The sequence below is a fragment of the Streptomyces sp. NPDC020192 genome (assembly GCF_044388685.1).
Taxonomy (GTDB): Bacteria; Actinomycetota; Actinomycetes; order Streptomycetales; family Streptomycetaceae; genus Streptomyces.
Genome location: NZ_JBIRXG010000034.1, coordinates 1 through 15,577, shown reverse-complemented (window position 1 = coordinate 15,577; position 15,577 = coordinate 1). Strand labels below are relative to the sequence as shown.

The following is a 15,577-nucleotide window of genomic DNA, read 5'->3' as shown; positions in this document are numbered from 1 at the left end:
GTGGCGTCAACGTGCGAACTTCTCGATGGCCGCCGGGGTGACAGGGGTGAAGAAGTTGACGAGGTTGCCGTCGGGGTCGCGGAACAGCAGTGACCGGTTGCCCCAGGGCATCGTGGTGGGCTTGGTGACGAAGTCGGTGACGAAGCCGGTCAGGTTCTGGTGAACGCGGTCCACGTCGTCGACGAGGAACTCGGTGATCACGCTGTGGTTGTCCGCCGGGCGGGCAGAGCCCGGGGCGAACAGCGGGACGGTGCGGGTGCCGGCGATCGCGAGGGTTGCGCCCGCGGTCTTGAGCTCGGCGAAGTCTTCGGTGGCCCACGTCGCCCGCGCCCCTGTGGCTCGCTCGTAGAACTCGACGAGGCGCGCTACGTCGCTGGTGATGATGCGGATCGAGACGAAGTCCATGGGGATCTCCTTGGCTGTGCTGAAGGCGTGCACGTCGCAGGCTAGGAGAAATAGTGGACAGAATCGGTCCTGTATTCGCGTTAGGCTGCGAACATGCCTCGACCCACTGCCCGCGTGCTGACACTCCTGGAGCTGCTGCAGTCGGGCGGCACCCGGACGGTGGCCGAACTCGCCGACCGGCTCGGCGTCGAAGGGCGCACCGTGCGGCGGTATGTGGACCAGCTGATCGACCTGGACGTGCCCGTGGAATCGGTGCGCGGCCGCTACGGCGGGTACCGGCTCGCCCCCGGCTACCGCCTGCCTCCGCTCATGCTCAACGACGACGAAGCGCTGGCCGTGCTGCTCGGCCTGGTCGCCGGCCGCCGAGCAGGTTTGACGACGACGGAGCACACGGCGAACGAGACGGCATCGGCGAAGATCCGGCGGGTGCTGCCCAAGCACATCGCCCGTCGGCTCGACGCACTCCTGGAAGCACTCGCCTTCACGGATCAGCCCCGCGAGTTCGACACCCCGGACGCTGAGGTCCTGCTCACCATCGCCGATGCGGTGCACCACTGCCGACCGGTCTCGATCCGTTACACCGACCGCGACGGACGGCGCAGCGAACGCACGCTGCACGCGTACGGGATCGTCGCCCATGCGGGCCGGTGGTACGTCACGGGCAAGGACGCCCGGATCGACGAGGACCGAACCTTCCGGCTCGATCGCATCGCAGACGCGAGGACCCTGCCCGGCTCATTCGAAACGCCCGAGGGTCCCGGTCCGGCACAGCGTGTGGTGTCAGCGTTCGCCACGGCCGAGTACCGGCATGAGGTGACCTTGCGGATCCACGGGACGGTTGAGCAGATCCGCGCCCGCCTTCCCGCCAGCGTCGCGAGCCTGGAGGAGCACGAGCCCGCGGCAGGCCAGGACCGGGCGACCGAGCGCTGGCTGCGCGTCGAGCTACGGGCACAGCGGCTCGACTGGTTGCCTGCGGTACTCGCCTCACTCGACCGGCCGTTCGTCATCGAGCGCCCCGATGAACTGCGCGATCTCGTCACCGCGCTCGCCGATCGCCTCGCGTCCTACGCCCGCCAAGCCTGACAGCGAGGAACCACAACCAGTGGTCGACGTGACGCCCCCACGGCCAAGAACGATGACCTCCTCGTTGTCACACAGGCCATCGCCGAATTCCACCGCCGCTTCCCGGTGGAGGTGCCCCTGCGGGGCTCCAGCCGCACATGGCTCAGCACCGCCATCGAGGCCACTGCCAGGCAGGTCGAGGCCCTCGTGAATCCGGCAGTCAGTGCAGGCTGATGCAAAAGGGATGACCAGCCGGATCGGTGAGGACCCGCGCCTTGTCCCCATGCGGCTGATGATCCGGCTTGCCCGCACCCAACTCCAGCAGTCGGGCTTCGACCTCGTCCAAGTCCCCGTCGACCTTGAAGCACATGTGGAGCTGCTGGGGCACGATCTGGTCGGGCCAGCTCGGCGCCCGGTAGTCGTCGACCCGCTGAAACCCGATGAAAAGTCCGTGCTCACCGTTGAGACCCGCGAAGTCGGCGTCCGACTTCGGATGCGGTTCAAGACCGGCGGCCTGCTGATAGAACGCCGCCAAAGCCAGCGGATCAGGGCAGTCGAGCGTTATCGCAACCAACTGCATCTGCAGGGACATGGCGCCTCCGAACCGACCAGTGGACTTCCGCGATGAACACCCTAGAGGCGGCTACCTACATTCGGGACAGGACACCCCCGCCAACGCCTGACGCTCCGGAGCCGACACGCGGGAAGGCCGGCCAGTCCCCCGACCAGTGGGCCCCCTGCGCTCCTACTGCACGCTGGGCGAGATGCTGGACACCACCTGCCCCGCATGACGGACCACCAGCGCACCAGCCACCTCAGCCGCCACTGGTCGAGCGACCACCCGATCGATCTCGACTTCCCCTTTGAGTGCCACGTCGCGAACTGGGACAGGACCGGGTGGACCACCACACCCGGAAACCCTGTCCTACCGCCGGGCCAGGCCCCTGACGACGAGGGCGTCGGCCGGGCGGCGGCCACCGCCCGGTACACCCGCGCCGACAAGTGGTACACCCTGACCGCCAGCTCCGCCCCCGTCCCGGACGGCAGGTGTCCGGTTCGGCGAAGCGGAACTCCTTCCCGTGCTTGGGCGGCCGTCCACCCTGCGGCGGCAAGACCCAGGGGCGGGGCACGGGCTTGCGCACCTCGCGCCTCGGATCCCCGACGACGCGGCGCACCTGGACGGCGGTGACCTCGTCAACGTCGTCCTCCGGTCCGAGTCGGACTGCGTCCAGCAGTTGGCACCAGGAGGTACGGCCCGGCTCGAGAGCGGCGACGAACGAGGACGGCCAACCGGGGATCATCAGATGCTGGTCCCGGCCGCGGCCGGAGGTGTGGCAGAACGGCCACTCCGCTCTGCACGGTGCGTCCACTCGCAGCCAGTTGCTCGCCTCCACGGCTAGGACGAGCCGCCCATCGGCGGCTCTGGGCTGCGGCAGCGCGGCCAGTGTCCGCCGCAGCCGTCCGGCGTCGATACGACCGCGGTTCAGTGCGTCGTACAGGGCACCGTGGCCGCGCCGGTGTTCGGCCGGCAGTGTCAGGTCCACCGGCGTCCCGACTCGGCCGTTGGCGCATGGCAGCGCTTCCGTGAGCTCGAACAGTTCGTCGCGGCGTGCGTGCAGGCATGCGTAGAAGTCGCCCCCGGCCCGAGAAACACGTACCAGACCGCGAGAGCGAGCAGGATCACGACGGCCATGAGGGGACACGCGATCTGCAGGTGACGGAGAGGGAGGATGCATGACGGATTCCTCCGGTCCGGGGCGAGGGCTTCGCCGCAGTCGAAGACGGATTCCGTCCGGGACCACGCTCCAGCCTCGCCTGGCGGCGGTGGGAGTCTTCTTCGGGCGATGGGCAGTTCGGGGTTTTCCCGCGTGAAGGGTCCTGGCCATGCCACAGACGTTCAGGGCGGCCACCGTGCCCGTTCCGGCGCGGTTTCCGGGCATCCCCTGGCAGGTGAACGCGATGTGCAGGGTCATTTTCCGCCCACCGACGACAGTTTGACGGGGCTTCATTTCAGAGAACCTGAAGACCTCGAGAGCGCCCCCTACTCTCCTACTGCCCGAAGCAAAGACGACCGCCTGAGCAGTAGACAACCCCCCGCGCTGTCCCAACCGCTCCCACAGGAGGTCCACCGTGTCCTTGCTGTCCCGCATCAAGCACTCGCGCCGGGCGCTCTCCCTCGCCACCCTCCCCACCGCCCTGGTCGGGGTGTGGGCGGCCGCCCCGGCTGCACAGGCCGCCGCCCTCCCCGCCCCCGACCACGTGATCGTGGTGGTGTTCGAGAACCACTCCTACGAGCAGGTCATCGGCAGCACGAGCGCCCCGTACCTCAACAACACCCTGGTGGCCGGCGGCGGCAACCTCACCCAGTCGTACGCCATCACCCACCCCAGCCAGCCGAACTACCTGGACCTGTTCTCCGGCAACAACCAGGGCATCACCAACGACAACTGCTACACCCCCCAGTTCAGCAGCGCCGCGAACCTCGGCTCCGAGCTCATCGCCGCCGGCAAGACGTGGAGCAGCTACAACGAGGGCCTGCCCTCCCAGGGCTCCACGGTGTGCACCAACTCCGCCACCAAATACGCCCAGAAGCACAACCCGTGGTTCGCCTTCAGCAACGTCCCGCTGAACACGGCGTACACCTTCGCGCAGTTCCCGACGGACTACACGACCCTGCCCAAGGTCTCGTTCGTGGTCCCGAACCTGTGCAACGACATGCACGACTGCTCCATCAGCACAGGTGACACCTGGCTGCAGAAGAACCTCGGCGCCTACGCCACCTGGGCCAAGACACACAACAGCGTCCTGGCCGTCACCTTCGACGAGGACGACAGCTCGCACAGCAACCACATCGCCACCGTGTTCTACGGTGCGCACGTCGCTCCGGGCAGCTCCACCTCGACCCACTACAACCACTACGACGCCCTGCGCACCCTCGAGGACCTGGCCGGTCTGACCACCCATGCCGGAGCCGCGGCCAACGCCTCCGACATCACCGGCATCTGGAACTGAACCTGGTCCGGCTTCAACCACCGGTGAACAGCGTCAGGACCCCTGCCTCGCAGAGGCGGCGGTCCTGACGTACCGGGTGGTGACACTCGGACGTCGTCCCCTCGTCGGCGTCGCCAGCCGCGAACACCGAGCCCGGCTCTGTCCACGAGTCCCGCTGAAACCTACGTAGCCAGCACGAGACGCCCGGCGACCGGCCCGTCATCTTCCCCAGTACGTCGCAGCGAGGGCGAGCCGGCTGTCGTCTCTGGGGGCGTGCCGAGGGCCCCCACCGGCCGGGCGGTCACCGTGCTCAACGCAAGGCGGAGGCCTACCCCAGCGGGCGGGCAGCGTTCACTCGTCGTAGTACTCGCAGTCGTCGCCCTGGACGCGCGCCCCCAGCACCCCAGCGATCTCCCGCATCTTCTCGAGGAGGAATTCATCCGGGTGCTTCACCACGATCTGCCCCTCTCCCCAGTCCAACCAGGCGCCGTGAGTGTCCCGTTCGGGGTGGGTGACCATCTGGGCCAGCCACTCGTGCCGGTACTCCAATACTGCGTCCTGGCCCCGCGGAGAAACCCGGGCCACCTGAACCATCTCCAGATCCGGGTCGTCAGCGACCACCGCCGCCCACTCCTGCGTCGTGATCTGCTCGCCCTCATCTTCCCACCACGGCGTACGCCTGGTGATGTGCACGTCATAGCCCATGCCGGTCACAGTAAGGGGCGCCACTGACACCACCGACGCGATCACGAAGTCACACTGGAGGACGAACAGTTACCACTGGGACGAGGGCGGTGCGGTCGAACGGGCCGCCGTGTGAGGCGGCGTACGCGACGGCGTCGTTGACGGCATCGAGGCCGAACGACCGGACCCGTTCGGGGGCGAGATCCAGAGCGCCCGAGGTGAGGAGCCGGATGATGCCGACGTTCGCTGTGCGTGGGTACATCCACTGGCCGCGCACGGTGACCGAGTTGCGCATGATCCACGGGTACGGGAGCGCGAGGGCGTCGCCACCGAGCATGCCGACGCCGCCCATGAGGACGACACGACCGTACTCGCGCACGGCCATGGCCGCCACACGCACCGCGGAGCTGGGTGCGCTCGGCGGGAGCAGATCGATCACCATGTCGATCGGGCCGTCGCCCGCCGCGGACATCGCCGCTCGGTCGACGGCCTCGTCCCCGGTCAGCGGCACCGGGCGCACACGCGGACCGAACCGGTCGGCGAGAAGGTCGAGCGCTGCCCGGTTGCGGCCCGGCGCGACCACGCGGCCCGCCCCCATCGCGAGCGCGACCGCGACCGCACTGCTGCCGAGGTTGCCGGTGGCCCCGCTGACAAGCAGCGTCTCACCAGCCGCGAGCCCGCCTGCCAGCAGCCCGCCGTACGAGATGGTGTGCACACTGAGCGCGGCCCAGCGGGCCGGGTCGTCCCCCACGGCGGCCGGCAGCGGGAAGACGTTCTCCGTCGGGACCCGCATGAGTTCGGCGAACGACCCGTCGTGCAGGTACCGCGCTAGCCGCGCGCCGCCCTCACCGCGGGAGCTCCAGCCCTGAAGCGTGATGTCGGGCGTCAGGGCGTCGTCCCGCGAGCGCACCGTGCAGTCGCACCACACCAGGTCCCCGACGCGCAGCCGGGTGGCGTCCGGACCTACGTGGACGATCCGTCCCACGCCGCCGACCCCGGGCACGACGGGAGGGGCCAGGGGGTAGTTCCGTTCGCCGCTGAAGACCTCGCCCGCGTACGGGGGGACGCAGGTAGCCAGTACCTCGACCACCACCTCACCGCCGCCGGCCTCGGGGTCGGGCATCTCCCGCACCGTGAGCGGGGCACCGAACCGCGTCAGTACTGCTGCTCGCATGCGATGACCTCCATGTTCGTCCCGGTCCGTCGGCACCGACACTAGGAGTCCGGCGGTCATGCGGGAAGCGACGATCCAGCATCTGTGGTATGCGTATGCCGCATGGACATCTCCAGTACGGGTCTGCGGGTCCTGCAGCAGATCGCGGAATCCGGCAGCTTCACCGCGGCAGCCGCCAGGCTCGGCTACACGCAGTCGGCGGTCTCACGACAGGCCGTCTCCCTCGAACGGAACGCGGGCACCACCCTGTTCGACCGCCGCCCCGACGGGGTGCGGCTCACCCCCGCGGGTCTGACCCTGCTGCGCCACGCCCGCACCATCCTGGACTGCCTCGCGGCGGCCGAGTCCGACCTCACCGGCACCGTCCCACGAATCGAACTGGTGCGGCTCGGACTGTTCCTGAGCGCGGGCGCCGTCATCCTGCCCGCCGCGCTCACCCGCCTCACGGCAACGGACCCGCAGATCACGGTCACGACGACCGAGGGCACCACGCCCACCCTGATCCGGGCGCTGCGGGCGGGCTCGATCGACCTCGCCGTGCTGACGTCCCGCCCGCCCCACCGACCCTTGGACAGCGAGTCGCCGCGACTGCACGTCGAGACCGCCGTGGACACCGAACTGGTCCTGGCGACGCCTTCGACCGGGAAGTTCGCCGGCCGCACCACGGTGCATGTCGACGAACTGGTCGACGCCGCGTGGATCGCCACCCCGTCGTCGAACTCCGAGCCACTGCTCGGCGTCTGGCCCGGCCTGCCTGGACGGCCGCACATCGTCCACCGCGCACGCGACTGGCTGACGAAACTCCAGCTGGTCGCCAACGGCTTCGGGGTGACGACGGTGCCGTCCCGGATCTCGCCGGTGCTACCGCCCGGGGTGAGCCTGGTACACGTCGAGGGCGCGCCTCCTGAGATCCGACGTGTTCTCGTGGCGCGCCTCCCCGGCCGCCCCACCCCGGCGATCACGGCCGTCACCCGAGCGATCACCTCGACGGTCTGACACGTGCCGCCGGGGCGGTCGGCCGACCCCGGTCATCGTCCTCGCGATCAGCCCTGCGTCCCTCGAATTCATCGATGCCGCCGGCTTACCCGTCGCTCAAAACGGCCACACACTCCCTCGACCAGCACGGCGTCACCAACACACCGCCCTGTTCATCGACGGCGCCTCCGGAGGGATCGGCAGCACCGCGATCCAGCTGGCCGTCACTGCCACCTAGAACTGGCTGCGCTTGCTCGGCGCAGGGCCTGTCACCTACGACGACGGCATGACCGACCGGGTCTCCGAGGCCACTGGGGCATCGAGAGCCTCCTCCACCACGTCCACGACCGGACCTTCCGCGAGGACGACTCCAAGACCCGCACCGGAAGCCTGCCCCGCACCATGGCCAGCCTGCGCAACCTCGCCATCAGCCTCCACCGTCAGGACGGTCACAGCAACATCGCGGCGGCACTCCGCCGGGCCGCCCGCGACTACCACCACCCCTTGAACTCATTCGGCCTCAACTGACGAACCAGGACACAAGATCACTCGGGCCGCCGAGGCGTTCGGCCGGGGCGAGCCGAGTTCGGTGATCGCGAAGGAGATACGGGTCAACGTGCGGTCGGTGCAGCGGTGGCGGCGAGCCTGGGGCAAGGACGGCCCACGCGCCCTTCGGTCGGCTGGCTCGACGCGGCCGCCGAGGTTGAGCGAGGCCCAGTTCGTGCAGCTGGAGGCGGAGTTGGGCGAGGGGCCGGTCGCACACGGCTGGCCGGATCAGCGGGGCGACGGGGTACGGCCGTTCCTTGCGGACGACCAGCCGCATGCCCTTCGGCCAGCCCTTCAGCACGTCACCCGCACGTTCGGCGACCCACGCGCCCGCCCACGCTGCCATCCGGTTCTACGGCCGGTGTCCAGGGGGAGGCGGGAACGAGAAGGACGGCCTGGCGGATCGCGTCGGTGACGACCATGCCGACCGGGTAGGACAACGACCGCCCCCGCGCGGTCAACCAATCGAGGAACTCGTGGGTGCCGCCGGCGGAGTCGGTGCGGATCGGCTGTCCGCCGCCCGCGCCGGTGCTGCTTCGGCAGCTGGGCCAGTGCCTGCCGGGCGACGGTGATGTGGTCGGCGGTGTTGCTGCCCGCGTTCCCGGGCCTCAGGAGGCCCGCGACCGGGTCGCCCGAGCCCTCCGGGCCGTGGTCGACGAACGCGAACAGCGGGTGGTGAACGAAGGTCTTGTTCCAGGTGCGGCGGCGTCCTCCTTCTCCGAATGCGCCAGGACCAGCACGCCGTCGAGGTCCACGGTCACCTTGCCTCCGGCGTCCGGTGCGGCTTGGCCGGCCAGCCGCCAGACCCGCTGACGCACGTCGGCCGGGGCCTGGCCGACGGCGGCGAGCGCGCGGGGAGCGGCCGCGGCGAGGGCATCGACCAGCCGGGACACCGTCGGATCGGACGCGACCGGCCCGAACAAGGTGGGCTCCGCTCGCAACACCCCGACGTCGGCCAGGCAGTCCCCGCCCAACGCGACCGCCAGCGCGAGGCCGAGAAGGATCTTGCCCGGGTCGTGCACCGCCCGCGGCTTGCACCACGGCTCAAGCGCCGCCGACAACGGGGCGTCCAGGCCGGTCCGGCGGGCGGCCTCCCAGCAGCACGCCGCCGGCCTGCGAGACCACTCCCGATCCGCCACCCGATATCCGGACGCGTGGATTGGACCCGTTGCGCTTCATCTGGAACGTGCCTCGTGCTGGGGCGATGCAACCGGACCGTAAACGAGCACTATCATCCCAGCTCAAGTGCTCTTTGTTGACCTCCGGCCGTCCCCGGGGACGAGGACCGGTCGGCCTCGCCGGGCGCGAGGCTCCCCAAGTGAAGGGACCCACCCATGCCAGCTGGCACATGGCCGGAACTCTTGGTCCACTCGGAGCAGTTGACTGCTCTCTACACCGAGTTGCCGCCCCTGGAGCACCTGGTTCTCAGATCGGTGCACCTGAGCCCCTACGGCCCCGGTGTGAAGCTGCGGGCGGAGCTGCCCCGCTTTCCGGACCTCGCTCCTTCAGCTTGGACCGAAGCCGGCTGCGACCGGTTCGAGGCCCAGATCGAGTTCCTTGCGGTGGGTGAGGACCTTCGGATGCGTGGGGTTCCCGGCGGCACCGTGGTCGACATCGAGTTCAGCCCCTTCGTTGAGAACCACGAGCACCGGATCACAGTCGCGGTGAGCGGACCGGGGTTCTCGCTGGACTTCACCGCGCATACCGCGCTCAAGGCCAGCCATCTCAACGCCTACCGCTCGGGCCACACGGATCCCTACGCAGCTCGGCGATGGTTCGCGAGCCGACTCGACCAGCACCTGCACCAGGTGCTGCCTCCCACGACAACGAAGGTGTTCTATGAGTGACCGTGACTGGTCTGCCGAGGTCACCAATCCCGAGACGCTTTGCGACGTCCTGGGCTCCCCGCCGCCACCGCTGAGCGACTACAAGCTGACGTCCGTTCTCGTCGACGAACGCGAGGCGTCGGTCACCTTGAGGTTCTTCGCCTTTGCGGTCCCGGCGGGTGCCACGCACCTGTGGCAGGCGCGAGGACACAACGCGGTCGAATTCGTCCTGGTCTGCATCGGCGTGAAGAACTTCGAGGTGGAGGGCTGGTCCGGCTGGCCTACGACCGTTGCCGCTCTCGCAGGGAAGACGGTCGTGCTCGCCGGCCAGGGCAAGCGCGTGTCCTTCCAGGCCGCCGAGATCCGCGCCGAGTCCCCGATTGGACGGCTGGCCAGCCGCGCGCAGTGACGTCACCTGAAGGTCGAAAGGGGATTGGCGCACCGGGAGCTTCACCTCGGAGGTGAACGCCGCAGATGCTACGGCGGGTCCCCAGGCACGGAACGACGCGGCAGGTCAGCGATCCCAACTCCCACCCTGATCACTGCAGCCGGGCTCACCTTCGCCAACGCCGTCGTCGTCGAACAACTCCGATCCAGGAGGCGGTCTCGGGGATTGATGACGTGTCGAGTCGTCGGTCTGGTGGAGTTCGTGGATGCCGTCCGTCGTGGGGCTGCTGGAACAGCGTGAGCTCACCGCTCGCCGTCGTGTGGACGAGCTTCGGGAGGAGGCCGAGAAATCGGTGGTGCCGAGGTGGCGCGCGGGGCTGGCCCGGTCAGCGCTGCGGTCGAAGGCGAAGCGGCTGGTGGCCCGGGGCTGGCTGGTCGAGTCGGCGCCGGGCCGGTTCACGCTCGCGAAGGGCGTGGCCGGGCAGGGCGGCGGTCATGAGCATCGTCATCGACCAGTAGACCATCTCCTCCGCGCTGCTGGGGGGCTCGCTCGAAGTCGCGCACGAGGCGGCGACTTTGCATCAGGTGGGCGAGGAACCGCTCGACGATCCAGCGCTTGGGCAGCACGACGAAGCCGCGCATGTCGTCGCCGCGCTTGACGATCGCAAGGACCAGGGCGAGGACGGTGAGGCTGTACTCGACGAGGCTGCCGGTGTAGCCGCCGTCGGCCCAGACCAAGGCCAGCAGGTGGTGCGCGACGACGGCCTGGGCGAGTGAACCTGGGCGGCGGCGCGGTCGCCGACATCGGCCACAGTGACCTTCACCGCGAGCAACAGGCCGAGGGTGCCGACCACTACGTGCCGCTTGCGCCCGTTGATCACCTTGCCGCCGTCGGATCCGACGACGGCGTCCACCCTGACCGACTGGGAGTCGATCAAAATCGCTGGAATGGGCAAAGTGGCCTTGCCATACTGGTGCGATGTGCTTTCGTGGGGGGACTCCGAACCGGCATTACGTGTGCTTGCCCTGCCGTTCTTCGTTCAAGAAGCGCGGCACGTGGGCAAGCCGATGCCCGCGCTGCGGTGGAGAGTTGATCGACGCTGGCCAGGACCTCGCCGTGCCGAAGCGGAGCGACTCCGCTGGGTGGCGGACGTTGACTGCCCTACTGAACGCGGGTGTCACGTTCCACGCTGGCTGCTGTGACGGGCCCGGCTGGCGGCCTCGGACACCCCGCGAGGTACGCGAGCGGCTGGCCGCCGCGGCTGGCACCGGTGTGCCGCTGAGCGTAGCCCTGACGACAGTCGACACTGACGAGCTCCGCTCCGGACACACCGCACGCTGAACCAGCGGCGTGGCACGTCCCATACTCGGCGACGCCCGCCTGAATGAGACCCTCGTTCGACTGCCACACTTCAAGATCGGAAAGGCAACGGCTTCTTACGAAGGACCACCTCAGACCCATACGTGGAAGGTAGGACAAGCTCAGGAGAGGTCGTCCGGCCTGCGCGGCGGCGGTACGGCCCGAAGCAGCTCCCACAAGGGGCGTGAGCCAGACGCCCACACTCCAAGGGTGCGGCGATCGACGACGTGGAGTCGCTGCCGTTTGGCGAAGTCCACGGCGGGCGCGGTCACCCGGCCGTTCGTGACGATCACCGCGATGTCGGCGCCGTGGACCTGGCGGGCGGTTCCGTTGAGGACCTGCAGGTCCGGCGTGCCGACCGCGGAGCCGGCCGAGCCGTTGCGGCGATGCTTGCACTGGATCACCCACAACCGCCCATAAGGGTCGGTGGCCTTGACGTCCGCACCCAGATCCCCGCGGCCGCCGACGCGGACCGCGTCCTGGCAGCCGTCACGGCGCATCAGGTCCCGCACCGCGTCCTCGAACCGGGTGTGGTGCAGGGCGTCCAGCTGGGGCAGCGCGTACCGCAGACCCTGCGCACGGGCCGCTTCCCACCGCGCCCTCTGCTGCCGCTGGTAGAGCCAGCCGCCGACGGCCAGCACCGCGCCCACGCCGACGACGGCCAGGATCCACCAATGAGCCAGCAGCCAGTTGACGACGGCCACCACCAGGGCAATCACTGCGGCCGCGCCCACCAGGAGACCGATCAGCCGGTCATCCGCGCGCTGCCGCCGCCTGACAGGCCTTCGGGCAGGCCGTCGCGTCGGCGGGCGCCTGGTCGCCGACGCCCTCCCCTTGCGCCTGCTGCGGCTCACCGGCCGGCCTGCGTGACGCCGCTCGCCAGCTGCTGCAGAACGTTCAGGATTCCCTGGCCCGCCGGAGTGGGCGCGATCAGCACACCCAGCGCCAGAACGATGACGACAGTCAGCCTCTCGTCGAAACGGCTGCGCGCCTCCGTACGCCGCCGCAGCCTGAAGAAGACGATGACCGCGAGCAGCACGCCCGAGTCGATGGTCAGCAAACCCGCGGACCTCCCCCGATGACCGGCCAACACCACACAGGGAACGCCTGTGGCACCCCGGCCTTCATGTGTAGCCGCGCCTTGGTGATGTTGAAGGCGGGTTGCCGACGAATGGCACAAAGCGATCCGGACCTGGCTGGATACCGCGCGGCACCTGCTGTCCTGCGCCGTCGAAGCCCGGCCTTTCAGCCACCTCAGCTGATCTTGTCCCCGGACGGCTGTCAGTGCTCGGCCGCCGCTGATCGGTCGATTGGCCGAACTTGCTCAGTGGATCTCCCCACCCATGACGACTGTGGCCACCTCGGCGGTCAGGTTGTGCGTCGGCGGGATGTGACGATGAGGGTGTGAAGGACCGCCTGGGCCGTGGGAAGCCGGTTCGCCGCCTGACGCCAGACCAGGGATCGGGCGCCGTCGAGCATCTCCGAGGTGATCTCCTGCCCACGGACGGCAGGCAGGCAGTGCATGGCCACCGCTTCGCGGGGAGCATGGGAGAGCAGGGCACCGTCGACCCGGTAGGCGGCCAGCTGTTCGGTCCGTCGGGCGCGTTCGTGGTGTCTGTCCATGGGCACCCACACCTCGGCGTAGACGGCCTGCGCGGTCGCGACGGCCTCGATCGGCTCGGCGATGAGTGACACGGAACCGCCGGTCTGCGCCATCAGTTCGCGGGCTTCACCGAGGATGTCCTCGTCCGTCTCGTAGCCGGGCGGGGGGCGACGATGAGGTGCATGCCCGAGGCCGCACACGCAGCGAGGAACGAATTGCAGGTATTGCTCGTGCCGTCCCCGATGAAGGCCGTGGTCAAGCCGACCAGGGTGCCGAAGTGCTCGCGCAGTGCCAGGAGATCGGCGAGGGACTGACAGGGGTGGTGGCTGTTGGACAAGGCGTTGACGACCGGCACCGTCGAGGCGTCGGCCATCTGCTCCACTGTGGCGTGGTCGAAGGTGCGCACCGTGATCGCGTCCAGGTAGGACGACAGGACTCGGGCGGTGTCGGCAGCGGCGTGGGTCGGTACCGGGGCGGAAACAGCTGGAGAAGACCCATTCGCCGACCCCGAACACTTCAGCATCGACGATCAGCTCGTAGTGCTCACGCTCGAGGCCCACTTCCCGGACCAAGAAGTCGAGCCACCGAATATTGGCATAGACAACGTCGAGCTTCTCAACTTCCCCGCGCTGCTCTAACAAGGGAGCGATCGCGCTCAGCGCCAGTGAGGGCACGTCCACCACGGCCCAGGGGCATGCAGACCAACGCAACCGAAAGGGCATCCTCGTGGACGACCGGCGGGTCTAGATCCAGCACCGGTCGTTTATGCCCGATCTGCATCAATTCCACTTCGGCTCCTCATCGTTGGCCTGTTTCAGGATGCCTTTTGCTCGGCGGGCTTCTCGATCTCGGTGGTCACCCGCGCGCCTCGGACGAGCACGGGGAGCCACAGGAGACATGCCAGCACGGGGACCGCGGCGTAGGTGGCCATGCCGACACTGGAGCCCAACCCGTCCATGAGCGTGCCGAGGACGAGATAGCCGGTGCCGATGAGCACCGACTCCACGAATGCGATCATCGACAGGAGGCTCGCCCGGTAACGCGACGGCACCGCCTCGTTGAGCACGTTGTCCACGAGCACCGCGGTGATCTCGGGAATTCCGACCAGGACCAGGAACGCGGTGATGGTGACCCAGACAAGGCCGAGGCCGCTCAGGCCGAGCGCCGCGGCGAGCATCAGGAGAGACACCGGGACGATGACCCGATACCCGATGCGCCGGTTCGCGCGGTCCGACAGCAGGGGAACGAGTCCGCCGACGAAGAATCCCGCCGAGATGACCACGCTGACCAATGCGGTGCCCGCTCCCTGATCGGAGAGGGTCTTCTGGGTAAAAATGATGTACGGCGTCAAAGTCGCATGCATCAATCCGGACACCACGACAAGCGTCACGAGCGCCGGCGTGGCGACCCGAAGCATCGCCCGCCATGCTGTTGCGTCATGGTGCTTCTCGGCTCTGTCCTGCTCGTCCACCGCGTCCGCGCCGCGGATCTCGGGCACCCGTGACATCAGCACCACCACGGCCAGGACGAGGCACGACGCCGAACCGACGTAGACGACTCCCCAGGAGATCCGCTCCAGTTGGCCGCCGAGGACGATGGCGACTCCCGAGGTGACCGTCCCGAGCATGGTGAACCGGGACTTGATCTTGACATAGCCGGCCGTTGCACCACGACGCACGAGCAGGTCGTACAGCAGGGCGGTGTCCGAACCGGACACGCATGCCATGCCCACGCCCTGCCCGATGAACAGCGCCAGGAACACCCAGTAGTCGGAGAACGTCCCCTGCCCGAGCAGACATCCAGCTATCAGCACCTGGCCGATCACGATGCTGGCTCGCCTGCCGATTCGGTCGGCGATGACTCCCGTCGGAAACTCCGCAAGTCCGCTGACCAGGTAGATCAGTGTCTGAAGGAGGGCCACTTGCCCGGCGGAGAAGCCTCGCTGCTGAAGGAAGAGGACGAATACGCCGCGCTGGAACAGTGAGTTGGCGAGCACGGCGTATACGTAGAACGGGCGCGTGACGCTTCGTGCTGCATCGTCGACTGCAGCCGACCCGCCAAGGGCCTCCGTGGTGGTCATGCTGCGGGCTCCCCCTGGTGACTCCGGTGATCATTGGTGTTGGGCTTCCGCCGTCGACCGGAACCTACAGTCCGCACTTCGCGCAGGACATCGGGCCGACCCTCCGGGAACCGTTGCCGGCGCCGCGGCCATCCTCGGTGGAGGTGCCAAGTGCTGGAACCGGTAGCGTTCATCTCCTGGAGACCCTCCACCACCGGCAGACTCGGCTCCGGCTCCGGCCGGCCGTGCCGGATCTGCAACAACTCCGCTCCGGCTCCTGTCACCGGCTCAACCTCATTCACTTACCAGCTCACGGGCATCTTCTTGACGCCGTACCCGATCTTCTGGTGGTAGACGCATGATGGCAGGGCCCCTTGGTAGCTCGGAGGTGCGAACCGAACCGAGCAGCACCGGGAGTTTCAATGACTGAGTCAAGCTGCCTGCGCGATCGGCGGGGCGGAGGTGAAGACCCTGTTGTCGCGCAGGAGCGCCCACAGCACGTCGA

17 protein-coding genes and 4 pseudogenes are annotated in these 15,577 nt (G+C 68.6%); 8 read left to right on the top strand and 13 right to left on the bottom strand.

The genetic code is table 11. The annotated features are described in order from the left end of the window. Positions 1-6 precede the first annotated feature (6 nt). The gene (locus ACH47Z_RS39855; RefSeq protein WP_399083097.1) at positions 7-405 is read right to left on the bottom strand and encodes a VOC family protein; all 399 of its coding nucleotides are present in this window, start codon (positions 403-405) and stop codon (positions 7-9) included. A gap of 93 nt (positions 406-498) precedes the next feature. Here ACH47Z_RS39855 and ACH47Z_RS39850 point away from each other — a divergent pair, with 93 nt between their 5' ends. Continuing rightward, positions 499-1,488, top strand: coding sequence for a helix-turn-helix transcriptional regulator (locus tag ACH47Z_RS39850; RefSeq protein ID WP_399083094.1), 990 nt, complete (start codon positions 499-501; stop codon positions 1,486-1,488). Positions 1,489-1,687: 199 nt separating this feature from the next. Here ACH47Z_RS39850 and ACH47Z_RS39845 read toward each other — a convergent pair whose 3' ends face one another. Both ACH47Z_RS39845 and ACH47Z_RS39840 read right to left on the bottom strand, forming a co-directional pair. Continuing rightward, the gene (locus ACH47Z_RS39845; RefSeq protein ID WP_399083091.1) at positions 1,688-2,059 is read right to left on the bottom strand and encodes a VOC family protein; all 372 of its coding nucleotides are present in this window, start codon (positions 2,057-2,059) and stop codon (positions 1,688-1,690) included. Positions 2,060-2,513: 454 nt separating this feature from the next. Further along, positions 2,514-3,203, bottom strand: a pseudogene (locus ACH47Z_RS39840) (transposase); the annotation flags it as partial. Positions 3,204-3,606: 403 nt separating this feature from the next. On the opposite strand from ACH47Z_RS39840, the gene ACH47Z_RS39835 reads away from it, so the two are divergent. Further along, entirely contained in the window at positions 3,607-4,479 is an 873-nt protein-coding gene (locus ACH47Z_RS39835) for an alkaline phosphatase family protein (RefSeq protein WP_399083232.1), read from the top strand. 330 nt (positions 4,480-4,809) lie between these two features. On the opposite strand, the gene ACH47Z_RS39830 is transcribed toward ACH47Z_RS39835, so the two are convergent. Both ACH47Z_RS39830 and ACH47Z_RS39825 read right to left on the bottom strand, forming a co-directional pair. Next, positions 4,810-5,163, bottom strand: coding sequence for a hypothetical protein (locus ACH47Z_RS39830; RefSeq protein ID WP_399083088.1), 354 nt, complete (start codon positions 5,161-5,163; stop codon positions 4,810-4,812). Between the two features lie 49 nt (positions 5,164-5,212). Then, positions 5,213-6,316, bottom strand: a complete 1,104-nt coding sequence (locus ACH47Z_RS39825; RefSeq protein ID WP_399083085.1) for an alcohol dehydrogenase catalytic domain-containing protein — start codon at positions 6,314-6,316, stop codon at positions 5,213-5,215. A 102-nt stretch (positions 6,317-6,418) separates the two neighbouring features. On the opposite strand from ACH47Z_RS39825, the gene ACH47Z_RS39820 reads away from it, so the two are divergent. From ACH47Z_RS39820 to ACH47Z_RS39810, 3 genes and pseudogenes are all read left to right on the top strand, one after another. Further along, complete coding sequence (locus ACH47Z_RS39820) at positions 6,419-7,312, top strand: LysR family transcriptional regulator (RefSeq protein WP_399083082.1); 894 nt, start codon at positions 6,419-6,421, stop codon at positions 7,310-7,312. Between the two features lie 381 nt (positions 7,313-7,693). Beyond that, positions 7,694-7,819 (top strand): hypothetical protein, encoded by a 126-nt coding sequence (locus ACH47Z_RS39815; RefSeq protein WP_399083079.1) that lies wholly within the window; start codon positions 7,694-7,696, stop codon positions 7,817-7,819. 61 nt (positions 7,820-7,880) lie between these two features. Further along, positions 7,881-7,949 (top strand): annotated as a pseudogene (locus ACH47Z_RS39810) (transposase); the annotation flags it as partial. A 9-nt stretch (positions 7,950-7,958) separates the two neighbouring features. Here the strand turns inward: ACH47Z_RS39810 and ACH47Z_RS39805 are convergent. Beyond that, positions 7,959-9,016: pseudogene (locus ACH47Z_RS39805) on the bottom strand (IS1380 family transposase); the annotation flags it as partial. Positions 9,017-9,171: 155 nt separating this feature from the next. On the opposite strand from ACH47Z_RS39805, the gene ACH47Z_RS39800 reads away from it, so the two are divergent. Together ACH47Z_RS39800 and ACH47Z_RS39795 are read left to right on the top strand one after the other, a co-directional pair. Beyond that, positions 9,172-9,684 (top strand): Imm50 family immunity protein, encoded by a 513-nt coding sequence (locus ACH47Z_RS39800; RefSeq protein ID WP_399083076.1) that lies wholly within the window; start codon positions 9,172-9,174, stop codon positions 9,682-9,684. Beyond that, a complete protein-coding gene (locus ACH47Z_RS39795; protein WP_399083073.1) occupies positions 9,677-10,072 on the top strand; it encodes an Imm50 family immunity protein in 396 nt (131 codons plus the stop codon). The genes ACH47Z_RS39800 and ACH47Z_RS39795 overlap by 8 nt, the downstream gene beginning before the upstream one ends. A gap of 434 nt (positions 10,073-10,506) precedes the next feature. Here ACH47Z_RS39795 and ACH47Z_RS39790 read toward each other — a convergent pair whose 3' ends face one another. The 6 genes and pseudogenes from ACH47Z_RS39790 to ACH47Z_RS39765 all read right to left on the bottom strand — a co-directional run bounded on the left by ACH47Z_RS39790 (position 10,507) and on the right by ACH47Z_RS39765 (position 13,536). Then, positions 10,507-10,788 (bottom strand): hypothetical protein, encoded by a 282-nt coding sequence (locus ACH47Z_RS39790; protein ID WP_399083238.1) that lies wholly within the window; start codon positions 10,786-10,788, stop codon positions 10,507-10,509. A 53-nt stretch (positions 10,789-10,841) separates the two neighbouring features. After that, positions 10,842-10,988: pseudogene (locus tag ACH47Z_RS39785) on the bottom strand (transposase); the annotation flags it as partial. Between the two features lie 544 nt (positions 10,989-11,532). Continuing rightward, positions 11,533-12,264: a restriction endonuclease gene (locus tag ACH47Z_RS39780; protein WP_399083070.1), complete on the bottom strand. Its 732-nt coding sequence runs from the start codon at positions 12,262-12,264 to the stop codon at positions 11,533-11,535. After that, on the bottom strand, positions 12,261-12,470 hold the full coding sequence (locus ACH47Z_RS39775) for a hypothetical protein (RefSeq protein WP_399083067.1): 210 nt from the start codon (positions 12,468-12,470) through the stop codon (positions 12,261-12,263). Before ACH47Z_RS39775 ends, ACH47Z_RS39780 begins: the two co-directional genes overlap by 4 nt. Positions 12,471-12,778: 308 nt before the next feature. Beyond that, positions 12,779-13,126: a hypothetical protein gene (locus ACH47Z_RS39770; RefSeq protein ID WP_399083064.1), complete on the bottom strand. Its 348-nt coding sequence runs from the start codon at positions 13,124-13,126 to the stop codon at positions 12,779-12,781. Beyond that, entirely contained in the window at positions 13,126-13,536 is a 411-nt protein-coding gene (locus ACH47Z_RS39765; protein ID WP_399083061.1) for an ornithine carbamoyltransferase, read from the bottom strand. Before ACH47Z_RS39765 ends, ACH47Z_RS39770 begins: the two co-directional genes overlap by 1 nt. Between ACH47Z_RS39765 and ACH47Z_RS39760 the strand changes: the two genes are divergently transcribed. Continuing rightward, on the top strand, positions 13,457-13,651 hold the full coding sequence (locus ACH47Z_RS39760; RefSeq protein WP_399083235.1) for a hypothetical protein: 195 nt from the start codon (positions 13,457-13,459) through the stop codon (positions 13,649-13,651). The two genes, ACH47Z_RS39765 and ACH47Z_RS39760, sit on opposite strands and share 80 nt — an antisense overlap. 176 nt (positions 13,652-13,827) lie before the next feature. On the opposite strand, the gene ACH47Z_RS39755 is transcribed toward ACH47Z_RS39760, so the two are convergent. After that, positions 13,828-15,093 carry an MFS transporter gene (locus tag ACH47Z_RS39755; protein ID WP_399083059.1) on the bottom strand — a complete coding sequence of 422 codons (1,266 nt, stop codon included), beginning with the start codon at positions 15,091-15,093 and terminating at the stop codon, positions 13,828-13,830. Positions 15,094-15,577: the final 484 nt, after the last annotated feature.

Bases quoted from the DNA above. Each gene is read 5' to 3' on its own strand.
- ACH47Z_RS39855 (WP_399083097.1), bottom strand. From the start codon at position 405: ATGGACTTCGTCTCGATCCGCATCATCACCAGCGACGTAGCGCGCCTC.
- ACH47Z_RS39765 (WP_399083061.1), bottom strand. From the start codon at position 13,536: ATGCTGAAGTGTTCGGGGTCGGCGAATGGGTCTTCTCCAGCTGTTTCC.
- ACH47Z_RS39795 (WP_399083073.1), top strand. From the start codon at position 9,677: ATGAGTGACCGTGACTGGTCTGCCGAGGTCACCAATCCCGAGACGCTT.
- ACH47Z_RS39850 (WP_399083094.1), top strand. From the start codon at position 499: ATGCCTCGACCCACTGCCCGCGTGCTGACACTCCTGGAGCTGCTGCAG.
- ACH47Z_RS39820 (WP_399083082.1), top strand. From the start codon at position 6,419: ATGGACATCTCCAGTACGGGTCTGCGGGTCCTGCAGCAGATCGCGGAA.
- ACH47Z_RS39815 (WP_399083079.1), top strand. From the start codon at position 7,694: ATGGCCAGCCTGCGCAACCTCGCCATCAGCCTCCACCGTCAGGACGGT.
- ACH47Z_RS39830 (WP_399083088.1), bottom strand. From the start codon at position 5,163: ATGGGCTATGACGTGCACATCACCAGGCGTACGCCGTGGTGGGAAGAT.
- ACH47Z_RS39845 (WP_399083091.1), bottom strand. From the start codon at position 2,059: ATGTCCCTGCAGATGCAGTTGGTTGCGATAACGCTCGACTGCCCTGAT.
- ACH47Z_RS39770 (WP_399083064.1), bottom strand. From the start codon at position 13,126: ATGGCGCAGACCGGCGGTTCCGTGTCACTCATCGCCGAGCCGATCGAG.
- ACH47Z_RS39825 (WP_399083085.1), bottom strand. From the start codon at position 6,316: ATGCGAGCAGCAGTACTGACGCGGTTCGGTGCCCCGCTCACGGTGCGG.
- ACH47Z_RS39755 (WP_399083059.1), bottom strand. From the start codon at position 15,093: ATGACCACCACGGAGGCCCTTGGCGGGTCGGCTGCAGTCGACGATGCA.
- ACH47Z_RS39800 (WP_399083076.1), top strand. From the start codon at position 9,172: ATGCCAGCTGGCACATGGCCGGAACTCTTGGTCCACTCGGAGCAGTTG.